This window comes from Arthrobacter sp. P1_D4, assembly GCF_056406115.1.
In genome coordinates this window covers 32,638-58,041 of sequence record NZ_JBFUAU010000011.1, presented here as the reverse complement: position 1 = coordinate 58,041, position 25,404 = coordinate 32,638, and the positions used below count along the sequence as shown (strand labels likewise).

Here is a 25,404-nt window from a genome sequence, read left to right as displayed (position 1 = left end):
GAAGCGTATCGGTCAAGCATGTGGTCCAAGCTGGGGAAAACCGCGGGCACAAAAATGATTGTCCTAGGTCTTTCAGGCCTGTGCGCCATCGTGACCAGCCGAATGATACTTTCTCACTTCGGTACGGAAGCCTATGCGCAATACGGCCTGCTTGCCTCTCTGCCGAGCCTTCTTCCCTTTGCGGACTTAGGCATTGCCGCCGTCGTCATAAATTCGATCGCCGAGGCCAAGAATCCCAGGAGCGACGAGCACGTTCGTCGGTCCCTGCTGACTGCCTTGAGGATCCTCCTCGTTTCCGGCACCGTAATCATGGCAACGTCCGCCCTGGTTTCCGTCCTGGGGCTTTGGCCTGTGTTGCTAGGCAACGGCCTTCTACCGGATGGCGGAGCTTGGGCGGCCTTTTTGTGCATGGCCGTATTCGGGATCACCCTTCCCCTCGCGGTGGGGCAACGGATCCTGGTCGGGCTTGAGCGGACAGCCACACAGGTTAAGAGCCAAATAGTCGTTGCCCCGCTCATATTGCTGGCTGTTCTACTATCGATTGGGCTTGCGGCGCCGGTTGGCAGCTATTTGGCAGTGTTTTCCTACGCCGCTGCTGCCGTCAACTCCATCATCTGCCTCATCATTGCCAGCCGTCTGATCAGTCCTCAGCTGACCTCAGCTCTCAGATCCGTTCCGCACATAAAACGCGAGCCCGGCATCAAAGCCTTCCATCTTGCCTGGCCCATGCTCCTCCAGATGGTCGCCCTTCCAATAGCTATGCAGAGCGACCGGCTGCTGCTCAGCCATTTGACCCATGGAGAGGAGCTGGCGCAGTACAACCTTGCCTCGCAACTTTTTGGCATGATTCTGCAAGTTATTGCCGCGGCAGGAATAGTTCTGTGGCCCATTTATGCCAAGGCGAGATCGGCGTCGCGCATCGAATCGCCGCTCGTTCCGACAATTTGGTTTGCCGCGGGCGGCCTATTCCTAGGCGGACTACTGGCCATCGCCACGCCATTTCTCGTTGCCTTTGTTTCCGATGGCAGAATTATTCTGGATGCGTGGCTCGTTTCCGGGTTCGCGGTTTTCGTCGCCCTCCAGGCAGCTAAATACCCAACGGGCATGTACATGACCGACAGCGCAGGCCTGCGGTTTCAGGTCCTGCCCATACTCATGCTTGTCCCGCTGAACATTGCCATATCGTGGTGGCTGATTTCGCTGCTGGGCGCGGCCGGTCCGATCATCGGCTCCGCCATCTCGGTTGCAGCCTGCCAGCTGATCCCTAATCTCTGCTACGTGACGCGCGACTTGGCCCGGCGCCGGCAGGGGCAGGGCGCCGGGGCCAACTTGTCGCCCCATGAAAGCAACACGGCCAAGCTATGAACTTCCTGCTGATGAGTCTCACTTTGGTCGCAGGCCGGGGTGGTGAGGAGAACAGGCTTTAGGCCGGATGCAGCCAGGTGAACGGCAGCGCGGCCCCCGTCGGGCCATAAACGCGGGGGGCGGACTTTTGGGCCTGGTTCCCCATGGTCCATGTCTCGACAACGAATTTTCCGGAGCCCACACTCGTCCCGTCCCACTTGGGGTTTTTCACCGTGAGCACACAGTCTGTTCCGCCGCGGGCTGCATCGGAGTTCAAGGACATGTGCAAAGTACCGCCGGTGGTCTTCCGGTCACAGATCATCACGGGATCGTTGTACGTGATACGCGTGGACTGTTCGTGGTTGAAGCAGTAGCCTGCAAGCTTGCCTGTCCCGGAGCCAATGTATTCCGAACGCACCCGGGTCACAGTTGAATCACGCGACTCGAACCAGGCAATGCCGCCGCCACCAGTAAGAGAATGGTGGAAGTAGCAGTCCTGGAATGTGATCCCCGAGCTGTTGTTCACCATTACGGGGCTGGAACTAACCCGCACACCTGCGCGGCGGCCATCCACTTCGGTGTTGGTTACCCGCACCGAAGTGCACTGGAATATGCTGATGCCCCCGGTTTCGCCCGGCGGGACGGAGTCGTAGCCGGTGATGCCATTGATATAGACGTTATCGACGACGCCGTTTGCCCGGCTCAGCCGAAGACCGTTGTACTCATGGCCCAGGCTGGTTCCCTGGATTTGGAAGTTGCGCAGTTCGACTGTGATCATCGGATCTGCGCTGGAAGCGATCGCGTGAATGAGCATGTAGGGCGAAGCTCCACCGGTCCACCTCGGCTGGCTCGAGGAGGCCATCCTAAAAATAGTGTTGCGTCCGGACCCCACCAGGCCGCGACAGCCGGCACCACCGGAACGATTCCCCAACCGCACGCCGTCTTTGTACCCGTAGCGGAAATTGGACGGAATGGTGAACACGCCTTCGGGGAAGGTCAGCACCCGATTACCGGTAACTTTGTTGATGACCGTCTGCAGGTCGTTGCCGGAGCTGTACAGGTCCTCATAGCGGACGTAGCCGGTGCCCGTCGGACGAGCGATGGCCGCTGCGGACGGTGTGGCGTTACCGAGCTGGCCTGCCGCCAGCCCGAGGGCCGCCGCGGCCCCTAATCCCAGGGCGCTCCTACGGGAAAGATGAGTCGCTTCCATTATTTGTTCCTTAGATCTGAGGGGCCGCCCAAGCTTGCGCTCTACCGCAACGTAACGACTGGATAACTTTTGCCGTTACAGCATCGGGGAAGGCGCGACGGCGTGTCAAACCAGCACCACGAGTTTGTTCCCCCTTGAGGCGCGGCGTGTCGGGCCACCTCAAGTGTGCTCCCTTTGGGGTCCCCCCGGCCAGACGCGAGTCCTGACGCGGGTGACGCCGACCACCCGCGAGTCCCGCCTCGACGGCGGAGAGCCCCCTTGAGTGTGATTAATACCACACCCAAGGGGGCTCTCCGCCGGCGTTCCCGGCCGTGTCGCGCCGGGGGTTAGGGCTCCCTGGTGGTAAGCCAGTTACGCAGGGTCACCTTCACCGGGCCGTTGAGGTTCGACCCCGACACGTAGCTGAGTATGCCGACGGAGCCAGGGACCTGGAGCGCCGACGTCGAGTCGGTCGCGGTCAGGCTCCATGCTGCCGGCTCAGCGGTGCTGGTTTTCCAGGCCTTAGCGCTCAAAGTACTGGGCGACGTTCCGGTCACGGCCATTTTGATCCGCACGGAATCTCCCACGTTGTACGTCAGCCCGAGGGTCCTGGTCGAAAGGATGGTTTCCGCCCCTGCAACCGTTTTGGTCAGGTACAGAGTCAAGGCTCCGGTCCTGGAAATCCACAGCTTGGCTCGATAGTCGTTGGAGCTGCCGGCGTTACGGCCTATGACCGAGACAAAGGTCCCGCCACCGTCTCCGATCTTGTCGAGGGATACATCGAACTGCGTCACGGCCGAGTCCGCAGAAACCGCATTCAGGAATGCGCTTCGAGTAGCTCCCGCAGCGTTGTTGATCGTTGCATTTCCATTGGCGACCGAATAGTTGCTCGCACCGGACGGGGTCGTCCAGTTGCCTCCGACATCCGCCTGCCCGAAGCCGCCGGCAACTGTCCGACCGAAGTCGTCCTTTGCCAGGGGCTGGTCGGCAGGAGCCGTTACCGTGATGGACTTGCTGACGGTACCTGTCGCTCCCTTGTCATCCGTCACCGTCAGCTTGACCTGATAGGTTCCCGCCGCTGCATATGTGTGCGACGGAGTCCGCCCTGTCCCGGCCGGCGACGAATCGCCGAAGTCCCAGGCGTAGCTGGCAACCGTGCCGTCCGGATCTGCCGACGCCGACCCGTCCAGCGTCGCGGTCAGATCCGCCACAGCCGAGCTAAAGGCAGCCACCGGAGACTGGTTGGCAGGCGTGGTGCCCGCACCCAGGGCGTAGTGAGCCGAAACGTCGGAGGAACTCAGCGCCGTGGAGTACACGGCCACCTCATCGATGGCTCCCGCGAAGTATGGCTGCGGTCCCCACGTCGTATCTGCACCCACACGCCAGTAGCCGTTGTAGGCTTGGGACCCGGCCTGCGGATTGGAACCGACCTCCTGGCCATCCACATACAGCTTCATCCCGTCCGACGACTGGGTTGCCACCATATGGTGCCACGACCCGTCGTTGTACGGCTGTGGAGTCGTAATGGTGTTGGCTTGACCCGTCCAAACGCCGAACGTCAATTGTCCGCTGTTCTCCATGTAGACGTGCCGGTCGTAGTTGCCCGAGAGTCCGGTCTGGGAACCACCGAAACCGATCAGCTTGCCGCCATTGGTGGTGGTTGTGTTGAACCACAGCTCCTCCGTGTAAACCGTGGGGTTGGAGAACTGGGCGTCGGACGAGAGCAAGCCCGATGAGCCGTCGAATTCGACGGCTGTATTAGTCACTCCTGCGAGCGCCCCTGGGCGTCCCAGACTCGTTCCGCTGACGAAGGTACCTGTATTGCCTACCGCACCGCTGTCGGCTGCCGTCGTTCCCGTAGTTTCGCCCACCCTCCAGTACAGGTCCGGGTTGAGCTGGAACACTGCCTTGCCGTAGTTGTCTACAGGCGCAGTGGGCAGGTTAAGGGTGCGGCCGGAGGCCTGGAAGTGGTTCTGGACCTGGGACAGCCCCAGTACGGTCGGGTAGATGCTTACTTCATCGATGCTTCCCTGGAAGTAGCTACTTGCGGGCTGCGACGGCCAGCCGTTGAGGTTGTCGCCACCGATTCGCCAGACCCCGGTGTAGGGCTGTCCGCTGGTCACGTCCGCGCGCTTCGCAATTCGCTTTCCGTCGACATATAGCACCATTCCGTTAGAACCAAGGCTGACGGTGACTTGGTGCCACTGCCCGTCATTGAAACCGGCGGAGCTTTGCAGGGTTTCCGTGTTTCCGGTGTAGACGCCGTAGATGATCCGTCCTGCGTTGTCCATATAGACGTGGCGGTCATAGCTGCCGGACTCTCCTGTCGGGCTATTTCCAAAGCCGAGTATCTTGCCTCCTGAAGTGCTTGTGGTCTTGAACCACGCTTCGGCCGTGAACGTGTCCGGGCCTTGGATCCGGGTCTGGGTAGCCCCGAACCCGGTATTCGTTCCGTCGAAGGTGGTTGCAGCGTTCGTGTCCCCGGTGATGGCGCCGGCGGTTCCGCGTGTTGCGCCGGTCCCTAGGCTGATATCGCTCCAGCCGGCCCAGTCTACGGCGGTCCCTCCGCTGCCTTCGCCCAACCGCCAGTAGTCAGCCGCACCGTCGTCGAGAACGCCACGGGCATAGTCACTGACGCTCCCGGCCGTGGCGGTGGTGACGCTGACGGCGTTCGATTTCGCGGTGTTGCCGAAGGCATCGGTGGCGATGATCTGATATGTGTGGGTGGATCCGGCCGCCAGTCCCGTGTCGATGTATCCCATGCCCGGCCGACGCCAGAAGTCGGACTCCTGTGTTTTGGTGTAGATCGGCGTGGCAGTCTTTCCGTCACGGATGAGCTGGTAGCTCAGGTTTTGATTGTCCTTATCCCAGTTCGCCTGCCAGCTGACCCTCGCCGTTCCGGTGGCGGTGCTGATAACGGACGGGTTGAAGGCGGCGCCTGTGACCACCGGGCCCTGCTTGTTTGGCGCAATGCCCTTGACTGCAAACCGGACCAGGCCCTGCTGGGCTTTTCCGTTTACGCTTGGGAACTCGCCGCCGGCGACGATGTATTGGTTGTTGCCGGTGATGTTCCAGGCGGCCTGGGATGCGCCGCTGAACGTGCCGACGGCGAATTCGGGGTACCACTGAAGGAGAGACGGCGAGGGATTCCCGGCAAAATTGAAGTATCCATAGGGATCATCGGTCAGAGTGCCCGTCGCTGCCTTGCTGAACGCCAGTGCATGATTGAATGTCCACTTTGGCGACGTCTGGGGAAAACCGCCGATGTTTCCGCAGTAATGGGCATGACTTACGGTGTAGACGGCTGTATCGGATGCGTAGACGCCATAGGTGTCGCCGTGGCAGTCCTCGACCCACTTGATGGCACCGTCGGACCAGTCAGCGGAGAATGTTCCCTCCAGGTTCCCGCCGTTGCCAAACACGTAGCCCGTTCCGTAAACTCTTGTTCCGTCGCTGGCGAGGCTGAGGATGGCTGCTTGTGGCCCGCCGTTCCTCACCAAGCCGTTCGCGGCCCACGGCAACAGCCCGCCGGTGTTAGTATCGACTGCCCCCAGCCCGTAGCCGGGGTTGCTCGAACCGTTGAGTGTGGTGAAGCCGCCCCCCACTACAACCTTGGAGTCATCCGGTGAAACGAGCAGCGTGTTGACGTCGCCGCCGGCCGGGACCGGGTTCCAATTCAGCAGGGTAGCGTTTGACGTCGACACTGCGGCCAGCTTGGGGCGGCTGACCGATCCGACGCCGCTGAACCACCCGCCCATGTAGACGGCGTTGTTGGATGCTGTGAGAGCCACCACACGCGAGTTAACTTTCGGCGCCCAGGACGTGATCAGCGCACCAGTCGTGGGGTTCAGCGCAGCTACATAGGGCCGTGCTACGCCGTTCACCTGCGAAAAGGCGCCCCCGACGAAGAGCTTGGATCCGTCTGGTGAAGCCGCAATGGTTTTCGCCATGCCGTTCAGGCTGGCGGTAAATGTCGTAATCAGATTTCCGGTTGTGACGTCGTAGGCCAGGATATTGTTCCGGGCGACGGTGTTTGTTCCCGGTGCGGCGCCGGCCGGCCTGGCCGTGTTGAATTGTCCTACCGCGTAGGCCACGTTGCCGATGATGACCTGCTGCCAGACGATTCCATCGATCTGCACCGTGGGCAAAGCATCCGCCGAGACGGTGACGGGTGTGGCGGGGTTGGCGGGATCAAGAGGAGCGGTGTCGGCCGTAACGGGAGGAGCCGCGACCAGGGCCATCGACATAGCAACCGCGGAAGCGAGCAGGACGGCGCCAAGCTTCCTAGGCCCGTTACCGGGCCAGCGTCGAGAGCGGTTTGTTGGAACGGGTTGGGGACTGGACGGTTCGATCATGGCTTACCTTCTGTCGGTGCGGCACCTTCGAATGCCGCAATAGGCGAATCAACCTGAAAATTCACGAGAACTCGAACCTTGTCCCGTTGGTCTACGGGAACCAGGAAAACATACGTGGCCGAGCCGGACTCCCCGGGGGCGATCGTGGGGGGAAATTCGGACACATCAGGCCCGCTGAGCGTGATGGAAGGCAGATCCTCCGCACCTGCGCTGACGTTCACTACGACGTCCGCCGTCGTAAGGGGGCGGTCCGTGCTGTTGTGGAGAGTGACGGTGAACCGGAGGGATGGGCCAGCGACCTCACCGGCTTTTTGAGCCTGTCCCTGGACGCTCTCAAACTCGGTGATCTCGGCGGTGATGCCTTCCCGTATGGATGCTGGTTGATCCAGCGGGACCGGCGGCGCGACAGGCTGGTCCACGTTGGCAAGCTGCGCGTCGCTGCCGGTCGCGGGCGCAGGAGCCGGGCTGGCCGCCGTCGGCTCCGGGGCCGGCGCGGAAGCCGGCGAGGCCGGGGCAGTTGTGCCGCCCGGCAAGGATTGCATTGCCGTCTCCGTCGGCGTCGCTGTCGGTGTCGGCGTCGCAACAACCCCGGTTGAGGAGCCAGCTAGACCCGCGGGACGGTGGTTGGAGGACTGGCTGGTCCCCCAGATGATGGCTCCTATCAGGAACACGGTCAGGATAAATCCGATCACCAGGAACTGGACTCTCCGCCGGCTGTCCAGGGGACGGCCCTCTGCAGTATTCGTGCTGTTATTCATGATTCGCTCCGAGTTGAGACCAATTTGGATGTTGAGAGGCTTCTCATATCGCCAAACCACCGGGTCGAAGCCACTGCCAGATGCATTGCGTTGAGCGCGAAGAACAAGCTGTAAACCGTGAAGAAGGCAAGCGGGGCCCCCAGCAGCAGGAACACCAAACACAGCACTCCGTAGTCAGTGGGGACTAAAAGCGCAGATTTGAGCGCTGACGACTTCCTGGGGATGGCAGCGCGGCCGGACTTCAGCAGCACCACTGCCTTGAGCTGATCGTTCAAGATCATTGCAAAGAACGACACGGTTCCGACGATGGCGTAGCCAATCGGAACCAGGAGCCATCCATCCGAGGGAAGCTGGAAATGGCGGAAGGCCGCGATGAGAACGGCAAGGTGCAGGCTGACGATCTTCGTACTGTCCACGACGTGGTCCAGCCATTCTCCGGCCACGGAGCCACTCCCTTGGAGCCGCGCCAACTGCCCGTCTGCGGAGTCAAAGATGTATCCCAGCGCCAGCGCTGCCCAGACGAGTGCCCCGACCCACCCAGCCGGGGCGGTCGTGGCCAGCAGGATTATCCCGCCAAAGGTGAAGGTTGCACTGACCGCGGTGACCTGGTTAGGGGACATGCCGGCGCGATACGCTGCTGCCGCGACGAATCTGCCGGCCCGCCGGTTGACGAGTATGGAATATGGCGGGGCCCCGGCCGCTACTGGTTTCTGGGCGGATCCCAGCGCTGCGAGCGTTCCCTTGAAGCCGGTCCGCGGCGGTGACGTCCGAGCATGCTGTGCTCCTACCCTGCTCACGATGCCACCCGGCTTTCGTCCTGCGCCCGTCCGGCGGCAGGGGGTTCGCTGTTTTGAGCGTGGGTCAGGGCACCGGAGTCCAGCCCGTAGCACAGCGTTTCGTAAAGATCTGCCACCAGGTCCCAGTCGTACTTCGCCGCAATTTCCCGGGCTTGGCTCCCTCTCGATCTGGTTCCGGCGAGACGCGCCTCAGAGTCCTCGGCCAACCGTGCGACGTCGGCCGGGTCCCGGAAGTATTCGCCGGCTGACTCCAACACCTCGCGGTTGAAGTTGACGTCAAAAGCGTTGGTCGCCGTACCCGCACCGATCGCCCGGAGCAGGGAAGGATTGGTGCCCCCGACAGAATGGCCGTGCCAGTAGACCAAGGCGTTGGCGTACAGCTCATCCAGCAACTCCTGGTCCCAAACCCCGCCAAGGAATCGCACTCTCGAGTCTGCGGAATCCTGTACCTTTTGGCTGTACTCCTGGCCGTAAGGCGTGGTTCCCACGACGACTAAGGGGAGCTTGGCGGCGCTCCGGACATAGCCTTCAACGATCATATGAACGTGGTTTTCCGGCTCCAGCCGGGCCACCACGAGATGGTACTGCCCGGAGGACAGGCCGATGCCCGCGAGACGTTCCGGCTCCCGGGGCGCAAGTAAGGGTGCGCCGTACGAAATCAGCTGGGTGGCGGCATTGAAGGTGGCGCGGTAGTAGTCACGAATCCCGGCTGCATCTGCAATAAGGGCATTGGAAAACCGGACGGAAAATCTCTCTGCCCAGCGGTAGTACCGTTTCCCGAGGGTCCCCCACTTGGCCCGCTTCCATTCCAGGCCGTCCATGTGGGTGGCCACGGGAATGCGCGCCAACCGGAGAAGGGGAAGCCAAGGAGCGTTCGCTGCGTTGAAAACGATTGTGGCGTCAGCCCTGCGGAACAGCAGATGAGCCACCGACAATCCGGTGTGGCTCAAAGTCTCGAGTGAGCGTCGGCGGAGTGCCGGCAGATGCACAAGCTGCATCCCCTCGTATTCCTTGACGCGGGTGTCTATGCCGTTTCCGGAGCGGCAGTAGACCGTTACCAGATGGCCGCGCTCAGCTAGCCTGCGCCCCACTTCCTCGACACAGGTTTCGAAGCCGCCGTAATGTGCGGGCACACCCCGTGTCCCGACCAGTGCAATACGTAATCCGGCACGCCGAACAGCTTTATGTTTCATTTTCCCCCCCGGGGACTTTGTGGTTTTAGAGAGACCTGCTGGCTGGCCCCGTGGGGCCCGAACGTTTTGAATTAGGGGATGCCTTGCAGGGGCACCCACCCCTGAGCGTCGGAGTTTAGGAGCTCAAGGGTCCGGCGAATGGCTGTGCTCGACGTGTGCACGGTGTAGGGAAAATAGACAACGTCCACGCCCACTGCCGCGAAATCTCGTTCAAGCTCCAAGCCCTTGGGCGTGCCCCTCCAGTCGTCCCCTTTGAAAAGAACGTCGAAGGGATTGGAACGCCAGGTGTCGATCTTGCGCGGGAGGTGTTCAGAAATCGCATCATCTACAAATCGGATATTGCGAACGATTTCCAAACGTTCTGCCAGCGGAATTATCGGCGGCTGGCCCTTGGTCTTGACCAGGAGCTCATCGGTGACAACGCCGGCAACCAGGAAGTCGCATTCCGCTTTGGCCTGCCGCAGCAAATTCAGGTGGCCTACATGAAATAGATCAAAGGCGCCCGCTGCATAGCCGATTCGGGGGGTCATAGCATCTCCTTCAGTACGCACCGACGGGACTGCGCATGGCTCTAAAGGTTCTCCACAGGATGACGAGGTCGCCCGTGAGCGACCAATTCTCCACGTAATAGAGATCCAGTCGGACGCTCTCCTCCCAGGGGAGGGTGGAACGGCCGTTGATCTGCCACAACCCAGTTATCCCGGGCTTAATCAGCAGCCGGCGGTGGGTGAATTTCTCATAGCTCTGGACTTCGAGAGGCAGCGGGGGCCGGGGACCGACCAGGCTCATTTCGCCGGTCAGCACATTCCAGAACTGGGGCAGCTCATCGAGGGAGAACTTACGCATCCATTGCCCGCATTTTGTAATTCGTGGATCATTTCGGATCTTGAAGAGCGGGCCGGCACCCTCGTTCAGGTCTCGCAGGGAGTCGATGTCGGTTTCAGCGGCCTGAACCATCGTCCGGAACTTCAACATGTGGAAGGGAACGCCGTTCTTGCCCGCACGTACCTGGCGGAAGATGACTGGACCCGCGCTGTCGCGCTTGACGATGACGGCCAGGATCAGCATTAGGGGCGACAAAACCACCAGCGCCGCTGAGGCAGCCACGACATCTACTACGCGTTTCAGTACGTGCTTGCCGCCGGCATACTGAGGGAGCTCCACATGCACCAGCGGCAATCCGTCTACAGGGCGCCAGTGGATTCGCGGACCGGCAACGTTTGTGAGGCGTGACGCCAGGACGAGTTCCGTTCCGGTAGCCTCGAGCTTCCATCCCAGTTCCCGGATGTACTTGCTGCCTCCAGGGAGCGGGCCCGCAACGATGACGGCATCCGCGCCTGCGACTTTGACCATCCGTGAAATCTCAGCCAGTGTCGAGAGAACCGGAATGCGGTACCAGGGAGGCCGCAGCTCCAGGGACTTATCCAGGGTGGACAAAGCCACACCGGAAATCTGATAACCGGCGGCCGGATTCAGTTCGATCTGGTTGATCACGTACTCGACGTCCGGCGTATCTCCGATCACGATGACTCGGGAGAGGTACTCGCCCCGGCTCCGCTGCTGGTTCAGCCACTTCCGCCAAAGCCACCGGCTTCCGGTGAGCAGCACAAGCCCTAGGGGCAGGGCAATCGCAAAGTAGCCCCGTGCGACATCGAAACGGACAAAGACCATTGCTATTGCCAGGACACCGAATAGCTTGAGCGTGGCTTGAACTACCCTCTTGTATTCAGTTGCGCCTGCACCAAACGTCCGGCTATCTCGGGTGGAGTAAATCTCCAGAACTGCAATCCAGGTGACCAGGATCAGCATTGATACCACGATGTAGCTGGTTTCAAAGTCCCACTCGGCCGCCGCCGGCACCTCGGCGCCGAAGCGGAAAAGGTAAGCCGAGGCGACCGAAATGAAAATCGCTGTCGCATCAGTGATTCGGAGATGATTGGAGAATTTTTTCCACCGGCGGGTGGCTGCACTCCGGGGAACGGCGATATCGGCAGGGGATTCGTCATCCCATACCGAGTGCTGAGGCCTCGTTGAAATTTTTGCCGGGGCCTGGGTTCGGATAGTGTTCGTGGGGCGTACCCCCGCATGGAGTAGCCGGCGGTGCTTGACGTCACTCATGCCCGCCGCCGATTTCCTTGAGCCGATTAGACGACCCGCAACTATTCGCAGCAGTGAGCGCTGCGAACGGGGGCAAAGTGTGGCGCCGGGTCAGGAGGGCGGCGGCTGGCGTCTGCCGGTGCGAGAGCGTCATTTCCCGTGCGCTCTGCCGGTGAGGCTCATCCATTAGGAACAAACCGGGGGGGACCCACTGAAGCTGTTGGTCATACATGCTGAGACCTTCTAATGACTCGGTCGGCTTTGGTCCCCCTAGTCAAGGGGATGGACCTGCCCTGCACACGAGTGGGGTCTACCCCTATTCATCCGGGTAACCACTTGTAGGATTTATTTAGATTGGCTGAGTACCTGCACCGAATACCCACAAGCGATAGTGAAATACCCGTACGTCGCAGGGACGCAAGCGGTCGATTCGGCCCGGTTAGGGCCGTTCCTCATGGGCTTGGCCGGAACTGCGGGGACGAGTGTGGATCAGCTGCGTGCAGTCGGCAAGATCCCGAACCGGGCAGGTGCCTGCGACTGTTGGTCTCGGACGCAGACGCGACGGCGCAGACGCAGCGGCGTCCCACGGGAGCCCTAAGGGGCCCGTGGGACGCGGCAGTTATTCGGGAGGTCGTTCAAAGCCCTGTAGAGGCTAGGCGTTCCCTTGCACTCATGGAGTGACTGGAGTGCGACCGGAATCGACGTAGTGTTTCTGGACCTGCGCCGGGCTCAATACGCTGGGGTAAATCGAGACTTCGTCAATGACACCCTGGAAGAAGTTGCTCGACCGGACGCCGGGCCAATTAGCGGTGCTGTCCCCGCCTATTCTCCAGTAGCCTGCAAAGTCCTGCCCGCGTGTCACATCAGTCCGCTGAACGACCCGTACGCCGTCGATGTAGAGGGCCATCCCGCTCGATCCCAGGCTTGCCACGATCTGATGCCAGTTGCCGTCGTTATAGCTTCTTGCGGTACTCAGCGTCCTGCGCACGCCGTTGTTTACGCCAAAGTAGATTTTGCCCGAATTGTCCATGTAGACGTGCCTGTCATATTTAATGGATGTTCCCGTTGATCTGTCGCCAAAGCCTAGAACCTTGCCGCCGGCCGTGGTGGTCGTCTTGATCCAGGTTTCCGCGCTGAACACGCTGGGCCCGGGGATTGACGTCTGCGTGGATGCGAATCCGCTTGCGATTCCGCTAAACGTCGTCGCAGTGTTCGCATCCCCCACAATTGCGCCCGGCGTGCCCCTGGTAACGCCTGGGCCGACGACGGCGTCTGCCCATCCGGCCCAGTCGGCGAAAGTGTTACCGCTTGCCTCTCCGAGCCTCCAGAAACTCCCGGCACCATCCGTGAGTACGCCTTGGGCATACGCGCTCAGACTTGCCGAGGCCACAGTCACGTTGACATTGTCTGACCTGGTCACGTTGCCTAGCGGGTCCGTGATCTTGATGCGGTAGTTGTGGGTGGATCCTGGCACGAGGCCCGAGTCCACGACCCCCATTGCCGGCCGATTCCAGAAGGTCGACGCTTGGGTTTTGGTGTAGATGGGCGTGGCCTCATTGCCGTCGCGGATGACTTCATACTTCAGGTTCTCGTTGTCCTGGTCCCAGTCGGCCCGCCAACCCACACGAGCGGTTCCGGGTTTCGTAGAGAGCAGGGTCGGGTTCATGGCACTGCCGGTCAGTACGGGCCCTCGTTTGTTCGGGGCAAGGCTCTTGACCGCGAACCTGACCAGTCCCTGCTGAGGGATTCCGTTGACCTTGGGAAACTCTCCGCCCAAAATGACGTACTGCGAATTTCCAGTCACAGTCCAAGCGCCCTGGCTGGCGCCGGTAAATGTTCCGGCGTCAATGTCCGGGAACCAGGGCAGGAGGGATGGCCGGGGGGTGCCAGCAAAGTTAAAGTAGCTGGTGCTCGGTTCAGTCGTTATGGTGCCTGTTCGGGCCTTACTGAAGGAAAGGGCGCGGTGATGGGTTCGAGGGGAGGTCTCGGGGAAGCCTCCGATATTGCCGCAGTAATGGGGGTGGCCCACGACGTAGACCGCTGTGTCCGAGGGGTAAACACCATAAGAGTCTCCGTGGCAGTCTTCCACCCAGTTGACCACCCCTCCGTTCCAGGTGGCGGAGAATGCACCTTCGAGGTTGCCCCCCGAGCCGAACACATAGCCGGTGCCGTAAACGCTCGTTCCGTCCGTGGCAAGGCTATAGATTGAGGCGTTGACCCCACCGTTGCGTGCCACGCCGTTGACGGCCCACGGCAATAGGTCCCCCGTCAAAGTGTTCAGGGCCGCCATGCCGTAACCCGGGTTGCTCGATCCGTTCACACTTGTGAAGCTCCCGCCCGCGACCAACTTTGTGCCATCTGGAGAGATCACCATGTTGTTGACGTCTCCACCCGCGACCACAGGATTCCAGCTCAGCAGCGCAGCATCTGAGGCGCGGACCGCAGCTAGGCGGGACCGGCTGACAGAACCGACGCCGCTGAACCAGCCGCCCATGAAGACGGAAGTGTTCGTGGCTGCCAGGGCGTACACGCGCGAATTCACTTTCGGGGCAAAACTCGTGATCAGGGCTCCCGTGGCCGGATTCAGCGCCGCCACGTAGGGCTGCGACACGCCGTTGACCTGGGTGAAAGCGCCGGCGACATAGATCCGGGAACCATCGGGGGCTGCGGTGATGGCCTTTGCCTGGGCATTCAGGCTCGGCGCGAACGTCGTATTGAGATTTCCTGTCGTTATGTCATAAGCCAGAATGTTGTTCCGAACCACTGTGTTGGTCCCGGGAGCCGAACCGGCCGGTCGCGCGGTCGTGAAACTACCCACCACATAAACAGTGTTGCCCACGACGAGTTGCTGCCACGCCACACCATCTATCTGCACTGTCGGCAACCCGTCCGCAGAGACCGTGGGTGGCGTGGCCGGGTTGGCGGGATCTGACGGCGCGGTGTCGGCCAAGGCACCGGGACCCGGCAACAACGCGAGCGCGAGGATCATGGCGACAGCCACAGCCCCGACAACCACCCCTTGGGTGGCGCGCAGGACGGAGTGCGTCGACAACGCCTGCCTCGTTGAGCGCGGTAGGTGCCCCTCGTCCCCGCACGGCCGCGCGGGATTCTTCCCGAATACCTCGACGATACTCATGACTTTCCTCCTGATGTGGCACCGGTAGAGGCATTTGCAGTTGAAGAAACGAGGCACGCCCGGGGGTCGAACCTGGACCGCCCCGCTCTGGGGCGGCAGGAAAGACCCCATGGACGACGACAAAACATATTGATGCCTCCTAGCAACTCGGTCGGCTGTGGTCTTCCTAGTAGATTGGATTGCCCTCCAGTGCACACGAGTGACAACTACCCTGTTGGATGGGCGGACCACTCGAAGGAAGCACGTGGAGTCAGCCGTTACGGTGCGTCCCTTTACCCGCATCGGGGGCAAAATTACCTATCCTGCTTTGCCTGAATGCCAACACCCCGCCGTCGCGGGACAAAGACCAGCTGCGATGTCAGTGCACGGTGCCACAGGATGCCGGGCACGCCGGATACCTCCGGTTTCTGCGCGCAGCCAGGACTGGTGTATTCGGCTGGCGCGCCAGACTGGGGTAATGTAAATCTCGTTGTTTCATCGGGGCAATGTCCACAACTGTGGCCGGCCCCTCTGCGGCTGTAGCTCAATGGTAGAGCGCTAGCTTCCCAAGCTTGATACGCGGGTTCGATTCCCGTCAGCCGCTCCACATGCCCCCACAGGATCCCGGGCTCTTATTAGGTTGCTACCTGTATCGTCGGAAGTCAGGAACCTCTTCGGTTCCGCTACAGGAGCAATCATGGCTGACAAATCCCCCCGTCAAGCAGCATCCAAAAAATCCGGCAAATCCATTAAGGAAAAGCGCGCTGACAAGAGGGCCGCTTCAGCGCCGGCCAGCTCCCTCGATAAAGTGACCGCCGCAAAGACGGCGAGCCCCAAAAAGAAGTGACCCCTTCACCGAATTACCTCACGCTCGGCATCCTCGCCGGCACACGCAAACCGGACGAGCGGCGCCTCCCGATCCACCCCCTGCACCTGGACCGCATCGCGCCGGAGATCCGGGACCGGTTGATCCTCGAGGAAGGCTACGGCGAGCGCTTCGGCCGGTCCGACGCCGAGCTCGCACCCCTCGTGGGGCGCATCGCGCCCCGACAGCAACTGCTGGCGGAAGCCGACGTCGTCCTCCTGCCCAAGCCGCAGCCCGAGGACCTGGCCGAACTCCGGGACGGGCAGGTCCTTTGGGGCTGGCCGCACTGCGTCCAGGACCGGGCCATCACCCAGCTGGCGATCGACAAGAAACTCACGCTGATCGCCTTCGAGGCCATGAACCACTGGGCCAGCGACGGCGGCTTCGGCCTGCATGTCTTCCACAAGAACAACGAGCTCGCCGGCTACTGTTCCGTGCTGCATGCCCTGGCGCTGACCGGTTCCACCGGAGACTACGGCCGCCGGCTGAGCGCCGTCGTGATCGGCTTCGGGGCCACCGCCCGCGGCGCCGTGACGGCGCTGAATGCCCACGGTGTCCACGACGTGCAGGTGCTGACCAACCGCGGTGTTGCCGCCGTTGGCTCTCCCATCCACTCGGTCCGCATCGCGCAGTTCGACCATGACAGCGAGGCGCCGTTCCTGAGCGAGGTCATCACCGAGCGCGGGCGCGTGCCGCTGGCGCCGTTCCTGGCCGCGAGCGACATCGTGGTCAACTGCACGCTGCAGGACCCCAACGCGCCGCTGACCTACCTGCGCACCGGGGACCTGGCCGCCTTCCGGCCCGGCAGCCTGATCGTGGACGTTTCCTGCGACGAGGGCATGGGCTTCAGCTGGGCGAAAACCACCACCTTCGCCGAGCCGATGTTCAAAGTGGGTGACCACATCGACTACTACGCCGTGGACCACAGCCCGTCCTATCTGTGGAATTCCGCCAGCTGGGAAATCAGCGAGGCGCTGCTGCCGTTCCTCGAGACCGTGGTGTCCGGCCCCGAGGCCTGGGCGGGAAACGAGACCATCCGCCGCGCGATCGAAATCCGCGACGGCGTAGTCCTGAACCCGGATGTGCTGCAGTTCCAGCAGCGGGAGGCCGAGTTCCCGCACCGCCCCTTGGCGCTCTAAGGGGTTTCCGCGACGAATTAGGACGGCCGCTGCGTGGATCCACGTAGCGGCTGTCCTTTTTCGATGCGGAAATCGGTCCGGACGATCCGCAGCAGCCGGCGCCGGTCCTTCAGGTCCACCTTGAGCATGAGCTGCCCGCGCCGGGCGAGGACGACGGCGACGGTCGCGGCAGCCAGCACCGGGACGCCGCCGGAGACGAGGACGGCGGTGTGCGGGTCCGCGTGCTCGGCCAGCCAGCCCATCATCGGGCCGCCGATCGCCTGGCCGCCGATCAGCACCATGATGTACAGGCTCATGACCCGCCCGCGGATGGCCAGGTTCGCGCTGACCTGGACCAGCTGGTTCGCGGCGGTCAGGAACATCAGGCACCAGAATCCGGCCAGCACCATGGCGACGCCGAACCAGGCCATGGACGGCGCCAGGGAAGCCAGGCACAGCATGAGCCCGTACATCCCGGCGCCCAGCACCACGGAGCGCAACCGCAGGGCGCGCCGCCGGGCCGAGGTGATCGCGCCGGCCAGGGCACCGAGGGCCACGAGCGTGTTGAGCAGCCCATAGCCGCCGGCACCGGCGTCGTACACGTGGTCCGCGAACGCGGCCAGCAGCACCGGCAGACTCATCGCGAACACCGCGATGAACCCGGCCATCAGCCAGGGCCAGTAGATGGTGGGCTTGCTGAGCGCATAGTCCAGCCCTTCCCGCAGCATGCCCGGGCGCTTGGCGGCCGGGGTGCTGACATGCAGCTGGTCCTTGCGCAGGCTCAGGAGCATGGCCACCGTGAAGCAGCACGCCACCGCATTGGCGGCAAAGGCCCAGCCGGCCCCCACGGCGGTCAGCAGGATCCCGGCGATCGCAGGACCGATCAGCCCGCCCAGCTGGAAAATCGTGGAGTTCACGCTGATCGCGTTTCGCAGATAGCCGGGGCCCACGAGCTCGTTGACGAACACCTGGCGGGCCGGCTGGTCCAGCACGGTCACGAGGCCCAGAACCAGCGCGATCGCGTAGACGTGCCCCACCTCAATCCGGTGGCTGAGCGCCAGGACGGCAAGGACCGCGGCCAACGCGGCGGCCACCGACTGGCACAGCATGAGGATCTTCCGCTTCGCGAAGCGGTCCGCCATCATGCCGGCCCACGGGCCGAGGAACAGGGACGGCAGGAACTGCAGGGCCACGGTGATGCCGACGGCGGTGACGGAACCGGAGAGCTGGAGCACCAGCCAGTCCTGGGCGATCCGCTGCATCCAGAGCGCGATGACGGCGACGAAGTGCCCGATCGCGAAGACGCGGAAGTTGCGGACCTTGAGCGACATGAAAGTGTGGCGCCAAGGCAGAGGCTCGTTGACGACGGCGAGTGGTTGGGTGATGGTGTCCGGCAGGGAAGCTGCGTTCGCCTCTAGCGGCGGGGGGGGTGCCACGGAAAAGTCCTCAAAAGAGCGGGTGAGTGGGATGGACTTAACGCTAGGCTGGCCCCAAGAGATTATGGAAGCCTATTCCACGCATAACTCGCATTACAAAACGCAATGCAGGGTATGCGGCACCGATCCGGAGACCGCCATGTTCGAACCCGCCCAGCTCCGCTCGTTCCTGGCCGTGGCCGAAACCTTGAGTTTCACCAAGGCCGCCGAGCGCCTCGGCCTGGCCCAACCCACCGTCAGCCAGCACGTCCGCAAGCTGGAGACCGCCGCCAAGCGGGTGCTGATTGCCCGGGATACCCGGGATGTACGCCTGACCGACAACGGCGATGCCATGGCCGGGTTCGCCCGCAGCATCCTCGCCGCGCACGACTCCGCCGCCCGCTATTTCTCCGGCTCCGCCATGCGCGGCCGCCTGCGCTTCGGCACGGCCGATGATCTCGCCATCACCGGGCTGCCACGCATCCTCCGGGAGTTCCGGCAGATCTATCCCCAGATCAACCTCGAGCTGACGGTGGGGCAGAGCGACCAGCTCTACAAGCGCCTGAATGCCGGGCAGCTGGATCTGGTCTTTGTGAAATGGGTGGCCGGCGCCAAGGACGGGACCGTGGTCCAGCAGGACGCCTTCGCCTGGGTCGGTCTGGAGCAGACCGTGCTGGAACCGGCTGATCCTGTCCCGCTGATCGCCTACCCCTCCCCCAGCCTGAGCCGGAAGCTTGCGATCGACGCCCTGGAGGCCACCGGGCGCACCTGGCGGATCACCTGCACCACACGCCAAATCAGCGGCGTACTGGCCGCCGTCCGGGCCGGCATCGGTGTGGCGGTGATGCCTTCCTCCCTGGTGCCGGAGGACCTGAAAATCATCACCCGCCGCTTCGATCTGCCGCAGGTGGGCGACGTCGATTTCACGCTCATCCGCAATCCGCTGGCCAATACCGAGGTGATCGATGCCCTCACGCAGGCGATCGTGGGCCGGACCCTGAAGCGACCGTCCTGACGCGCGGGCGGTCCCGCAGCCAGCGCTGATCCTGCCACGGTACCTACGGGGCGGACTACCCGGACCCGGGCAGTACTTACTTGACCATTGAACGGTGCACGTACTTCATCTATCCTGACACTACTTAAGATTCACCGTTCGAGGTCAAGCAGTGGCCCACGACAACGATTCGAATAACGAACGCTGTCCGTCGCTGACGCCCTGTGGCTGGCGTCGGAGCGTTCGGGATAGGCCGCCATTGATGCCAGCCATTAATCACCCCCGATTGCCCGCCCCCGCCGCCCACGCGACAAAATCCTCCCGTCAGGTAACCGCGCCGGCCCACCCCGCAGCGGCCATGCACCACTCGACCGCCGGAATGCAGCACTCGGCCGCGGTCCAGCACGCGGCCACCCCGGGCCAACGGGGAATCCGCCCGACTACCCTCGCAGAGTCCGATTATGTGGCCAGCCCGTACTGCGAACGCTGCGGCACGGACGAGTTCATTTACCTTGAGACCTTCGTCCCGGCCACGCACCGCAGGGACGGCTCGGTCAGCAAGCTCGGCGAGGTCACCTACTTCTGCTCGGGCTGCGACGATTTCTCCGCCCACGCGGTCCCCGCTTCCTGGGTCCCGCCGGGCTGGTACTTCGGCTAGCCCCGACTCCGCTTAGCGCCTTCGCCGTTAAACGCCGCCGCCGTGCCGCACCATATGGTGCCTGCACGGCGGCGGCGTTTTTTGGGTTTCAGGGTTCCAGCACGCCCGAGCCGGGGTTTTAGCAGCCCCGGGCTAGATCAGGGCGTCCGAGATGTGGTTGGGCGTGCCAAAGCGGTGCGCCGTGATGCTGATGGCCTGCTCGTGCAGGAACGGCAGCAGTTCCACGCGTCCGGCCTCCGTGACGGGGTGGACATACACCGCCAGGTCCGGGCGTCCGCCCGTGGCCTCGGCCAGCGCCTTGGCGTCCCCGCCAATCAGCCGGATCCGGGCGCCGGAAAGCTTGCCCGCCGCCGCGAGGGTGCCGGCGGAAGCGAGCCATTCGGCGTCGTTCTCAACAGTCGCGGCGATGCCAAGCCCGGACAGGACGGCGCGCAGCTGGGCGGGCAGTTCGACGGCGGTGGAGACCGTCAGGGCCGACCCGGCCAGGACGCCGGCGGCGACGGTCCGGACGAGGCCGGCAAGCGGCTCGCCTTCCGCGAGGCGGACAGTGACGGGCAGAGCACGGTAGCGGAAGACGTTGCGTTCCGCACTCAGGCCGGAGACGTCCCTCGCGGTGCCGAACTCTTCGGCCCAGGCGCGGGCGTCGGAGGCGAGCGCGCGCTGCAGCGGCGCGAGTTCGTCGGCGGTCAGGAAGCCCTTTGCGGCATCCTCGATCCGGCGGACGCCGGCGTGGGCGGGAGCAGCGCCCGGGGTGCCGGCGGCGGTGCTGGGCTTGCTGACCCATTCGCCGAGGCCGACGAGGTAGTTCGGGCCGCCGGCCTTGGTGCCGGCGCCGACGGCGGATTTCTTCCAGCCGCCGAAGGGCTGGCGCTGGACAATCGCGCCGGTGATGCCGCGGTTGACGTAGAGGTTGCCGGCCTGGATGGTGTCCAGCCAGATCCCCAGCTCCTCGCTGTTCAGCGAGTGCAGGCCCGCGGTGAGGCCGTATTCGATCTGGTTCTGGATCGCGATAGCCTCCTCGAGGGTCTCTGCAGTCATAACGCCCAGGACCGGGCCGAAGAACTCGGTGAGGTGGAAGTAGGATCCGCGGCGGACACCAGAGCGCACGCCGGGGCTCCAGAGCTTGCCCGAATCATCGAGCTTCCGCGGCTCGACGGCCCAGGTCTCGCCCTCGCCGAGGGTGGTGAGGGCGTTCAGGAGCTTGCCGTTGGCGGGCTCGATGATCGGGCCCATCTGGCTCGCCGGGTCCTGGGGGTAGCCGACCTTGAGCGAGGTGACGGCGTCGATCAGCTGGTTGTGGAAGCGCTTCGACTTCGCCACGGAACCGACGAGGATCACCAGCGAGGCGGCGGAGCACTTCTGGCCGGCGTGGCCGAACGCGGAGTACGCGACGTCCTTGGCCGCGAGGTCCAGGTCCGCGCTCGGGGTGACGATGATGGCGTTCTTGCCGCTGGTCTCGGCCAGCAGGGGCAGGTCCTTGCGGAACGAGCGGAACAGCTCGGCGGTCTCGTAGCCGCCGGTCAGGATGACGCGGTCCACGGCCGGGTGGGAAATGAGCTGCTGGCCGAGTTCCCGCTCGCCCAACTGGACCATGGTGAGCACGTCGCGCGGAACGCCGGCCTCCCAGAGGGCCTCGATCATGACGGCGCCGCTGCGGCGGGCCTGCTTGGCGGGCTTGACCACGACGGCGGAGCCGGCGGCGAGGGCCGCAAGGGTGGAGCCGGCCGGGATGGCGACCGGGAAGTTCCACGGCGGCGTCACGACGGTGAGCCTGGCCGGGACGAAGGTGGCGCCGTCGACGTCGTCGAGCTTGCGGGCGGACTCTGCGTAGTAGTGCGCGAAGTCGACCGCCTCGCTGATCTCCGGATCGCCCTGGTCGATCGTCTTGCCGGTCTCGGAGGCCATAACCTCAAGAAGGTCCGCGCGGCGGGCCTCGAGGACGTCGCCGGCGCGGTGCAGGATTTCGGCGCGCTCGGCGCCGGAGAGTGCACCCCAGGCCTTGCCCTTCTCGACGGCGGTACCGATCACGGCATTCAGGGTCGCGGCATCGTTGATCGTGGCGGCCTCGACGGAGGCGTTGCCCAGTGTCGACGTCGTCACGCGGCCCAGGATGGCGCGGCCCCAGTCGCGGTTCGCGGGCAGCGACGGATCCGTGTCGGCAGTGTTCTCGAACGAATCGTGCGGCAGCGGCGTGGCCGGAAGGGCACGGTTCTGCAGCCGGTTCGGGCCCGGGACCTCGTCGTCGAGCTTGGCGAGCGAGGCGAGGAAGCGCTGCTTCTCGCGCTCAAACAACGTTTCGTTTTCACTGAGTTCGAACACGGCGGACATGAAGTTGTCCTGGCTGGCGCCCTCTTCGAGGCGGCGGATCAGGTAGGCGATCGCGACGTCGAACTCGGCAGGGTGGACCACGGGCGTGTAGAGCAGGAGGGAGCCGACATCTTGTCTGACGGCTTCGGCCTGGCCCTGTGCCATGCCGAGCAGCATCTCGAATTCGATACTCTGCTGTGCGCTATCCGCGATGCCGCGCTGCTTGGCCAGGAGCCAGGCGAAGGCGATGTCGAAGAGGTTGTGGCCGGCGACGCCGATCCGGATGTTGCGGATCCGGTCCGGGTGCAGCGAGTAGTTGATGACCCGCTTGTAGTTGGTGTCCGAGTCCTGCTTGGTGCCCCAGGTGGCGAGCGGCCAGTCATGCAGGGAAGCCTCGACCTGCTCCATCGGCAGGTTGGCGCCCTTGACGACGCGGACCTTGATGGCGGCGCCGCCTTCGGCGCGGCGGGCGGCGGCCCAGTCCTGCAGGCGGATCATGGCGGACAGGGCATCCGGGAGGTAGGCCTGGAGCACGATGCCGGCCTCCAGGTTCTTGAACTCGGGCTTGTCCAGGATCCGGGTGAAGACCGCGATGGTCATGTCCAGGTCCTTGTATTCCTCCATGTCCAGGTTGATGAACTTGGCCTTCTGGCCAGTGGACGCATAGGAGGCGGCACGGGCGAAGAGCGGGGTGAGCTTCTCCACGACATGCTCCACGGCCTCGTCGAAGGCCCAGGCGGAGTGCGGGGCCACCGTGGAGGAGACTTTGATCGAGACGTAGTCGACGTCGGGCCGGGACAGCAGGGTGTGCGTGCCCTCGAGCCGGCGGGTGGCCTCGTGTTCGCCGAGCACGGCCTCGCCGAGGAGGTTGACGTTGAGCTTGATGCCGTCTTTGCGGATCTTGGCGATGGCCGGGCCGAGCTTGGCGTCGGTGGCGTCGACAATGAGGTGGCCGACCATTTCACGCAGCACCCGGCGGGCGACGGGGATGACCACCTGGGGCAGGACCGGGGCCATGGTGCCGCCGAGGCGGACCGCGCTGCGCATGTACCAGGGCAGGAAGGCCGGGACCTTGGGGGCCAGTGCGGCGAGGTTGCGGGCGGCGACCTGCAGGTCTTCGGGACGGACGACGCCGTCGACGAACCCGACCGTGAAGTCCAGGCCGTTGGGGTCCTTCAGGACCCCGGCGAGCTGCTCGGCCGAGGCGTCGACGGGCACCTTTGCGGCCTCGGTGAGCCAGTGGCGCACCAGCGCGATGGTGTCCTCGGCGAGGGCTGCGGCCTCAAGGACCGTGGAGCCTTCCGAAACGGCGGCGTGCGTGGCGTCGTTGCCTGCGGCGTTTCCGGTGGTGGCGCCGGGCTCCGTGGAGATGTTGGTCATGGCTGAAACACGTTCTTTCTCAAAATGTGGACCTCTTACGAAACAGTATGCGACCGGATTTTCATAAGATAAAGCGAAGTTTTCTGAGCAATACCAGTTAGAAGAACCGATGCTTCCGGTCCCCGTCCGAACGTTCGGCAACCGCCCCGACCCTCCCGCACTTCTGGCACTTATTCAAGCGACGCTCCCGCACTGCCCGCACCGAACCGGCGAACCCTCTCCCAAGAGGTGAGAGAGGGTTCGCCGATATTGCACAGGACCTGAGGGAGCGTCCGAATATTTTCTGCGGGAAGTGAGGGAGCGTTGGGTGGGGGCGGGGTAGTTAGGTCAGGGGGCGGTGCATCTCCACGATCTCCTCGTGCCGCGGGCTGTCCGGGTTCATCAGCGAGTGCCTGCGGCCGTACGTGAAGTAGATGATCAGGCCGACGATGAGCCAGACGACGAACCGCAGCCAGGTCTCCCAGTGCAGCTGGAACATCAGGAAGAGCGAGGCAAACACGCCGAACGCCGGAACCAGGGGCATCAGCGGCAGGCGGAACGTCCGCGGGGCGTCCGGCTTCTTGTAGCGGAACACGATCACCGACACACAGACGACGACGAACGCGGCCAGGATGCCGATGTTGGTCAGGTCCGCGACGGCCTTGATCGGGAGGACGCCGGCCAGGATTGCGGCCCCGACGCCGGCGATCCAGGTCACGCGCTGGGGCGTGCCGTGCCGGTCCGTCTTTGAGAACCAGCCGGGCAGCAGGCCGTCGCGGCTCATCGAGAACCAGACGCGGGTGACGCCGAGGAGGAAGGTCAGCATCACGGTAAGGATGGACAGGACGGCGAACACGGAGATGATCGTCGCGATCACCGGAAGGCCAACGCTGTTGAAGGCGGAGGCGAAGCCGGCCTTGGGGTCGATCTCCGTGAAGTTCTGCATGCCGGTGAGCACCAGGGTGGCGGCAACATAGAGCAGCATGGCGATGACCAGCGAGAGGATGATCGCCTTGGGCATGTGCTTCTTGCCGTCGGTGGCTTCCTCCGCCGCGGTACTCATGGCGTCGTAGCCGAACACCGCGAAGAACACCGTAGCGGAGCCGGCCACCACGGGCCCGAAACCGCTGGGGAAGAACGGGTTGTAGTTGTTGGTGTTCACGTAGAAAATGCCCAAGCCGATGATGAACAGGATCAGCAGCACCTTGATGCCGACGGCGATCAGTTCGAAGCGGCCGAAGGTCTTGGTGCCGCGGGAGAGGATCCAGGTCACGAGCAGGCAGACGAGGATCGCGGGAAGGTTGATGATGCCGCCGGTGCCTTCATCCGGCGTCGCGGTCATCCAGGCGGGCATATGGATGCCGATACCGGAGAGGAAAGCGTCGAAGTAGCCCGAGATGCCGATGGCCACCACGGCGACGATGGCGATGTACTCCAGCAGCAGGTCCCACCCGATGAACCAGCCGATGATCTCGCCGAGGGCGACGTAGCCGTAGGTGTAGGCCGAGCCTGCCCGCGGGATCATTCCTGCGAACTCCGCGTAGGACAGCGCCGCGGCGGCGGATGCCAGGCCGGCGATCAGGAAGGAGACGAGCACGGCCGGCCCGACTCCGGGCTCGGACTCGCTGCCGTGGGCCACAAGGCCCGCCAGGGAGAAGATGCCGACGCCGATAATGCCGCCGACGCCGATGGCCGTCAACTGCCAGAGCCCCAGGCTCCTGTGCAGACCGCTGTGTTTGTTTTCTTCCTCGATGTCGTCGATGGGCTTGCGCCGCATGATCGACTGTGACAAATCCCGTGTAGCCATGAGGGCCTCCTGCTTAGGTGCGGTGCCCATCAC

At 63.6% G+C, this 25,404-nt stretch carries 16 protein-coding genes and 1 tRNA gene; 6 read left to right on the top strand and 11 right to left on the bottom strand.

Annotated elements, in window-relative coordinates:
• The first annotated feature begins 18 nt into the window (after nt 1-18).
• The gene (locus tag AC1D0A_RS12175; protein WP_243180555.1) at nt 19-1,365 is read left to right on the top strand and encodes a lipopolysaccharide biosynthesis protein; all 1,347 of its coding nucleotides are present in this window, start codon (nt 19-21) and stop codon (nt 1,363-1,365) included.
• 58 nt (nt 1,366-1,423) lie between these two features.
• Here the strand turns inward: AC1D0A_RS12175 and AC1D0A_RS12170 are convergent, their stop codons facing one another.
• The 8 genes from AC1D0A_RS12170 to AC1D0A_RS12135 all read right to left on the bottom strand — a co-directional run bounded on the left by AC1D0A_RS12170 (nt 1,424) and on the right by AC1D0A_RS12135 (nt 14,869).
• Entirely contained in the window at nt 1,424-2,554 is a 1,131-nt protein-coding gene (locus AC1D0A_RS12170) for a right-handed parallel beta-helix repeat-containing protein (RefSeq protein WP_243180554.1), read from the bottom strand.
• Between the two features lie 326 nt (nt 2,555-2,880).
• Nucleotides 2,881-6,780 carry a LamG-like jellyroll fold domain-containing protein gene (locus AC1D0A_RS12165; RefSeq protein WP_476945924.1) on the bottom strand — a complete coding sequence of 1,300 codons (3,900 nt, stop codon included), beginning with the start codon at nt 6,778-6,780 and terminating at the stop codon, nt 2,881-2,883.
• 104 nt (nt 6,781-6,884) lie between these two features.
• Nucleotides 6,885-7,646, bottom strand: a complete 762-nt coding sequence (locus AC1D0A_RS12160; protein WP_243180552.1) for a hypothetical protein — start codon at nt 7,644-7,646, stop codon at nt 6,885-6,887.
• The gene (locus AC1D0A_RS12155; protein ID WP_308197238.1) at nt 7,643-8,266 is read right to left on the bottom strand and encodes a CDP-alcohol phosphatidyltransferase family protein; all 624 of its coding nucleotides are present in this window, start codon (nt 8,264-8,266) and stop codon (nt 7,643-7,645) included. Before AC1D0A_RS12155 ends, AC1D0A_RS12160 begins: the two co-directional genes overlap by 4 nt.
• Before the next feature lie 173 nt (nt 8,267-8,439).
• The gene (locus AC1D0A_RS12150; RefSeq protein WP_243180549.1) at nt 8,440-9,636 is read right to left on the bottom strand and encodes a DUF1972 domain-containing protein; all 1,197 of its coding nucleotides are present in this window, start codon (nt 9,634-9,636) and stop codon (nt 8,440-8,442) included.
• 71 nt (nt 9,637-9,707) lie between these two features.
• Nucleotides 9,708-10,166, bottom strand: coding sequence for an FAD synthase family protein (locus AC1D0A_RS12145; protein ID WP_243180547.1), 459 nt, complete (start codon nt 10,164-10,166; stop codon nt 9,708-9,710).
• Nucleotides 10,167-10,176: 10 nt separating this feature from the next.
• On the bottom strand, nt 10,177-11,754 hold the full coding sequence (locus AC1D0A_RS12140; protein ID WP_476945923.1) for a sugar transferase: 1,578 nt from the start codon (nt 11,752-11,754) through the stop codon (nt 10,177-10,179).
• A gap of 649 nt (nt 11,755-12,403) precedes the next feature.
• Nucleotides 12,404-14,869, bottom strand: a complete 2,466-nt coding sequence (locus tag AC1D0A_RS12135; protein WP_476945922.1) for a LamG-like jellyroll fold domain-containing protein — start codon at nt 14,867-14,869, stop codon at nt 12,404-12,406.
• Nucleotides 14,870-15,381: 512 nt separating this feature from the next.
• Here AC1D0A_RS12135 and AC1D0A_RS12130 point away from each other — a divergent pair.
• The 3 genes from AC1D0A_RS12130 (at nt 15,382) to AC1D0A_RS12120 (ending at nt 16,852) form a co-directional block, all read left to right on the top strand.
• A tRNA-Gly gene (locus AC1D0A_RS12130) sits at nt 15,382-15,455 on the top strand.
• Between the two features lie 90 nt (nt 15,456-15,545).
• The gene (locus tag AC1D0A_RS12125) at nt 15,546-15,695 is read left to right on the top strand and encodes a hypothetical protein (RefSeq protein WP_018774018.1); all 150 of its coding nucleotides are present in this window, start codon (nt 15,546-15,548) and stop codon (nt 15,693-15,695) included.
• Entirely contained in the window at nt 15,692-16,852 is a 1,161-nt protein-coding gene (locus AC1D0A_RS12120) for a N(5)-(carboxyethyl)ornithine synthase (protein WP_476945921.1), read from the top strand. The genes AC1D0A_RS12125 and AC1D0A_RS12120 overlap by 4 nt, the downstream gene beginning before the upstream one ends.
• A 17-nt stretch (nt 16,853-16,869) precedes the next feature.
• Here AC1D0A_RS12120 and AC1D0A_RS12115 read toward each other — a convergent pair whose 3' ends face one another.
• The gene (locus tag AC1D0A_RS12115; protein WP_476945920.1) at nt 16,870-18,267 is read right to left on the bottom strand and encodes an MFS transporter; all 1,398 of its coding nucleotides are present in this window, start codon (nt 18,265-18,267) and stop codon (nt 16,870-16,872) included.
• Between the two features lie 139 nt (nt 18,268-18,406).
• On the opposite strand from AC1D0A_RS12115, the gene AC1D0A_RS12110 reads away from it, so the two are divergent.
• Together AC1D0A_RS12110 and AC1D0A_RS12105 are read left to right on the top strand one after the other, a co-directional pair.
• The gene (locus AC1D0A_RS12110) at nt 18,407-19,261 is read left to right on the top strand and encodes a LysR substrate-binding domain-containing protein (RefSeq protein ID WP_243180531.1); all 855 of its coding nucleotides are present in this window, start codon (nt 18,407-18,409) and stop codon (nt 19,259-19,261) included.
• 241 nt (nt 19,262-19,502) lie between these two features.
• Entirely contained in the window at nt 19,503-19,898 is a 396-nt protein-coding gene (locus tag AC1D0A_RS12105) for a hypothetical protein (protein ID WP_243180521.1), read from the top strand.
• 132 nt (nt 19,899-20,030) lie between these two features.
• Here AC1D0A_RS12105 and AC1D0A_RS12100 read toward each other — a convergent pair whose 3' ends face one another.
• The gene (locus tag AC1D0A_RS12100; protein WP_476945919.1) at nt 20,031-23,585 is read right to left on the bottom strand and encodes a bifunctional proline dehydrogenase/L-glutamate gamma-semialdehyde dehydrogenase; all 3,555 of its coding nucleotides are present in this window, start codon (nt 23,583-23,585) and stop codon (nt 20,031-20,033) included.
• A 322-nt stretch (nt 23,586-23,907) separates the two neighbouring features.
• Nucleotides 23,908-25,371 carry an amino acid permease gene (locus tag AC1D0A_RS12095; protein ID WP_028275368.1) on the bottom strand — a complete coding sequence of 488 codons (1,464 nt, stop codon included), beginning with the start codon at nt 25,369-25,371 and terminating at the stop codon, nt 23,908-23,910.
• Nucleotides 25,372-25,404 lie beyond the last annotated feature (33 nt).